General features: G+C 47.1%; 4 protein-coding genes. All 4 read left to right on the top strand.

Features of this window, described 5'->3' with window-relative positions; all coding sequences use genetic code 11:
- A partial coding sequence (locus tag KUG37_RS14475) for an ABC transporter permease (protein ID WP_254202716.1) occupies window positions 1–771 on the top strand: 771 nt, incomplete at its 5' end.
- Window positions 768–1,430, top strand: a complete 663-nt coding sequence (locus KUG37_RS14470) for an ABC transporter ATP-binding protein (protein WP_216938343.1) — start codon at window positions 768–770, stop codon at window positions 1,428–1,430. The genes KUG37_RS14475 and KUG37_RS14470, both read left to right, overlap by 4 nt.
- Window positions 1,420–2,517, top strand: coding sequence for a capsule biosynthesis protein (locus KUG37_RS14465; RefSeq protein WP_216938345.1), 1,098 nt, complete (start codon window positions 1,420–1,422; stop codon window positions 2,515–2,517). Before KUG37_RS14470 ends, KUG37_RS14465 begins: the two co-directional genes overlap by 11 nt.
- Window positions 2,518–2,520: 3 nt before the next feature.
- On the top strand, window positions 2,521–4,058 hold a 1,538-nt coding region (locus KUG37_RS14460), incomplete at its 3' end, for a polysaccharide biosynthesis/export family protein (RefSeq protein WP_216938347.1).

The raw sequence follows: 4,058 nt of genomic DNA, 5'->3' as shown, positions 1-4,058 counted from the left end.
GGTTTACAAGTGATGTATGCATCTATACGGGCACTATTGTTACGTGAATTACAAACCCGCTTTGGTCAATACCGCTTGGGATATTTATGGGTCTTTCTTGAGCCGCTGCTGACCATTGGGATTATGGTCATCCTGTTTGGTACGCTCATGCAAAGGACCTTGCCGGGTATGGATTATCCGGTTTTTTTGATTAACGGCATTATTCCCTTCTTTATGTTCAGGACCGGGGTCACCCTGGCGATCAGTGCCACCGAATCCAACCGGGGATTATTCAGCTACCGTCCGGTCAAACCGGTGGATGCCTTACTGGCACGTAACATTCTGGAATTCCTGCTGAAGTTTAGTGCTTATGTTGCATTTACTGCTGCATTCGTGTGGTTGGGTTATAGCATCAGTTTCGAGCAGATTCCCCAGCTTTTGGGCTACTGGGTACTGTTATTTATCTTCATGACGGCATGTAGCCTGATTTTTATCGTGATTGGAGATTTTTCCAAGGAACTGAACAAGTTTCTTTCGGTGTTCTTTTTAATTCTTTATTTCCTGTCCGGGATTTTATATTCCATCCATATTATTCCAGTCGAATATCGCGAATATTTGTTATACAACCCGCTGATCCATATTTTTGAGTTAATGCGCCATGCGGTTGCACCAACTTATAGTTTAGTGCCCGGAATCAGTTTAAGTTACTTTGTCATCTGGATGATTGTCTCCTTATTTATCGGATTATTATTATATAAACGCTTTGAACGCCATATGGTGAAATCAAAATGATCGAATTAAAAAATCTAACCAAATCATATGCGACACCGAAAGGACGGCATTATGTATTTAAGGATTTGAACGCGGTTTTACCCGAAAATAAAAGCGTGGCCCTGTTGGGGAAAAACGGTGCAGGCAAGAGTACCTTGCTGCGTGTGATTGGCGGAATTGACTATGCCGATTCGGGCCAAGTCATCACCCATAAAACCATTTCCTGGCCGGTGGCCTTGTCCGGCGGATTTCAGGGCAGTCTGACAGCCCGGCAAAATGTACGTTTTGTCGCCAGGCTTTATGTCAGTAGCCAGGATGAAGTTGAACATGTGGTCAATTTTGTCGAGGAATTTGCCGAGATTGGTAAATACTTCGATATGCCGATGAAAAGTTATTCGAGCGGTATGCGCGGCCGGATCGGTTTCGGTTTAAGCATGGCGTTTAATTTTGATTATTATCTGCTGGATGAAGCCGGTGCGGTGGGGGATGCTTCTTTTCGCAAGAAGAGTCAGGCCTTACTGGATGAACTCAAAGAAAACTCAAATATTATTATGGTCTCTCATGACTTGAATGATTTAACCCGCAATTGTGATGTCGCCTTTCTGGTGCGAGATGGCCAGGCGGAATTTTTTGATAATGTGCAAGATGCAGTAGAGGTCTATAAAGCGTATGCAAGCTAAAATAAATAAGCGACTCTGGATCGCCTATACCTGCTGTGTCCTGATCCCGGTGGTGATCATCGTCATTTATCTTTTCGCCTTTGCGAAAGACCGCTACCAGTCTTCTTCCATCATCCTGGTGAAGCAGGTGGCTGATACCCCGGTGGCAGATGCCTCGGGCATAGGCGCTTTGCTGGGAATGCCCAATACCAGCCGTGAAGACTCGCAGATTCTCAAAGAGTACATCACTTCTCGCGACATGATTGAAAAGCTGGACCAGACCCTCAATCTGCGTGAAGAATTTTCATCAGTGCATGACCCGATCTTTGCCCTGCCCAAAGATGCCCCGATTGAAGACCTGGTGAAATACTTTAATAAGATGATTAAAGTCGAGCTGGATGAAAAAACCATGATGCTGCATGTGCATGATCAGGCCTTTTCGCCAGAATTTTCACTGAAACTGAATCAGGCACTGCTAAAGCAGAGTGATGCCTTTATTAATGAAATCTCACAGGCCATCGCAGAAGAACAGCAGGTATTTGCCCAGCAGCAGTATAGCGATGCCACTACACAGTTAGATCAGGCACGTCAGGCGGTACTCGAATATCAAAATGAAAATGAAATATTCGATCCTGAATTACAGGCCAAAGCGGTAGCGACACTGATTGCAGGCTTGCAGAGTAGCCTGGCACAACTGAAAACCGAAGAGCGAACCCTGCTGAGTTACCTGACCCCTGAAGCTGCCCAGGTGGTAGCTTTACGCAGCCAGATTGCCGCCTTGCAACAACAGATCAATACTGAAAGTGCCAAACTGACGTCACCGAATAATTTAAAGCTGAATAAAAATGTTGCCGATTTTGAGGCACTCAAGGCTCAGGTCGAATTTGCCGCGGATCTTTATAAAATTTCCTTGGTCTCTCTGGAAAAAGCGCGTTTAGAAGCCTCACGTAAACTGAAGAAACTGATCGTCATTTCAACTCCGCGTTTAGCTCAGGAAGCCTTATATCCACGCAAAGTGTATATCAGCCTGACCTCATTTCTTTTATTGAATATCGTTTTTGGTATTGGCTTGCTGATCCATTCCATTATCCGTGAGCACCGGGAATAAATTATGAAAAAAATTGCTTTATTATCAGTTTTATCATTGGCATGTGCAGCACAAACTTATGCATTGGATTCCAGCTTGCTGCCCGCTGAAATCTCTCAGAATTTGAATACGCTAAATCTGGATCCAGCCAATAGCAGTAATAACCCCATGCTGAATAACCAATCGGTAGTGGAGCTTTCTCCCGGCAGCTCGATGAAGTACCCGACAGCCAACCGCATGTTTGGTTCACAGCTCTTTAAAGGTGCCTTTGCTTCTACGGCAGGATCGACCTTCAACCGCAGTTATCAGATTAATCCGGGTGACAATATCAATTTGCGGCTATGGGGTGCCTACCAGTTTAATGGCACCCAAACCGTCGACCCGCAAGGCAATATCTTTATTCCCAATGTCGGCCCGGTCAGGGTTGCAGGTGTGCAAAATGGTCATCTGCAGTCGGTGGTAGAAGCACAGGTTCGGCGTATTTATGTCTCGAATGTGGGCGTGTATGCCGCACTGGAACAGGCCCAGCCGGTGAAAGTCATGGTTACCGGCTTTGTCAATCAGCCCGGCAATTATGGCGGGGTGTCCAATGATAGCGTGATTGCTTACCTGGACCGTGCCGGGGGCGTAGATCCGGAACGTGGCAGTTATATCAATATCAAGGTGTTACGCAATGGTCGGACCGTGCAGCAGGTCGACTTGTATGATTTCCTGTTGCAAGGCCAGATCCAGCCCTTTTCCTTTCGCGATGGCGATGTGATTGTGGTAGGACAGCGGACCCATACCTTCAATGTTTCGGGTGAAGTCTATAACCAGAACGATTTTGAGTTTAATTCTCCGGCCATCACGCTGGCCCAGGCATTGGCTTTTGCCAAACTCAAACCCGGAGCCACCAATGTCAGCATTCAGCGCCGGCAGGGCACAGAATACCGCAGTGAATATTATTCACTGAATCAGGCGCCGAATATCATGATCGAAGATGGTGATGTGGTTACGGTGACGGCTGACCGCTATGCAGGCACCATCCAGGTCCGGGTCGATGGGGCACATAATGGTGCCCATGCCATTGTATTGCCCTATGGTGCCAGACTGGGAGATGTACTGGTGCAGCTGCATCCGAATGCTCTGGCCGAAGTCGAGTCCTTGCAGCTTTACCGTGCTTCTGTGGCCACACGACAGAAAGAGATGCTGAATGTTGCCCTGGACAAGCTGGAGGAAACCACCTTCAATGCCCGCTCAAGTACCCAGGAAGAGGCCACCTTGCGCTTGCGTGATGCAGAGCTGGTCAAGCAGTTTATTGTCAAAGCCCGTCAGGTGGAGCCGAAAGGGCAGGTGGTCCTCAATCCCGATTCTTTTCAGAATGTGATCCTGGAACAGGGTGATATCCTCTATATTCCGGAAAAAACCTCGGTCATCATGGTACATGGCGAAGTTGCTTTCCCGAACGGGATTGAATACAGTAACGGACTGAATGCCAGGGATTATATCGAGCAGGTGGGCGGTTTTAGCCAGAAATCGAATAAATCCAAAGTGATTGTGATCCGGCAGAATGGTAGAGCAGA

The sequence above is a fragment of the Acinetobacter sp. BY419 genome (genome assembly GCF_019038395.1).
GTDB lineage: Bacteria > Pseudomonadota > Gammaproteobacteria > Pseudomonadales > Moraxellaceae > Acinetobacter.
The sequence above is the reverse complement of the archived record's forward strand: the minus strand, read 5'-3'. Positions and strand labels throughout refer to the sequence as shown.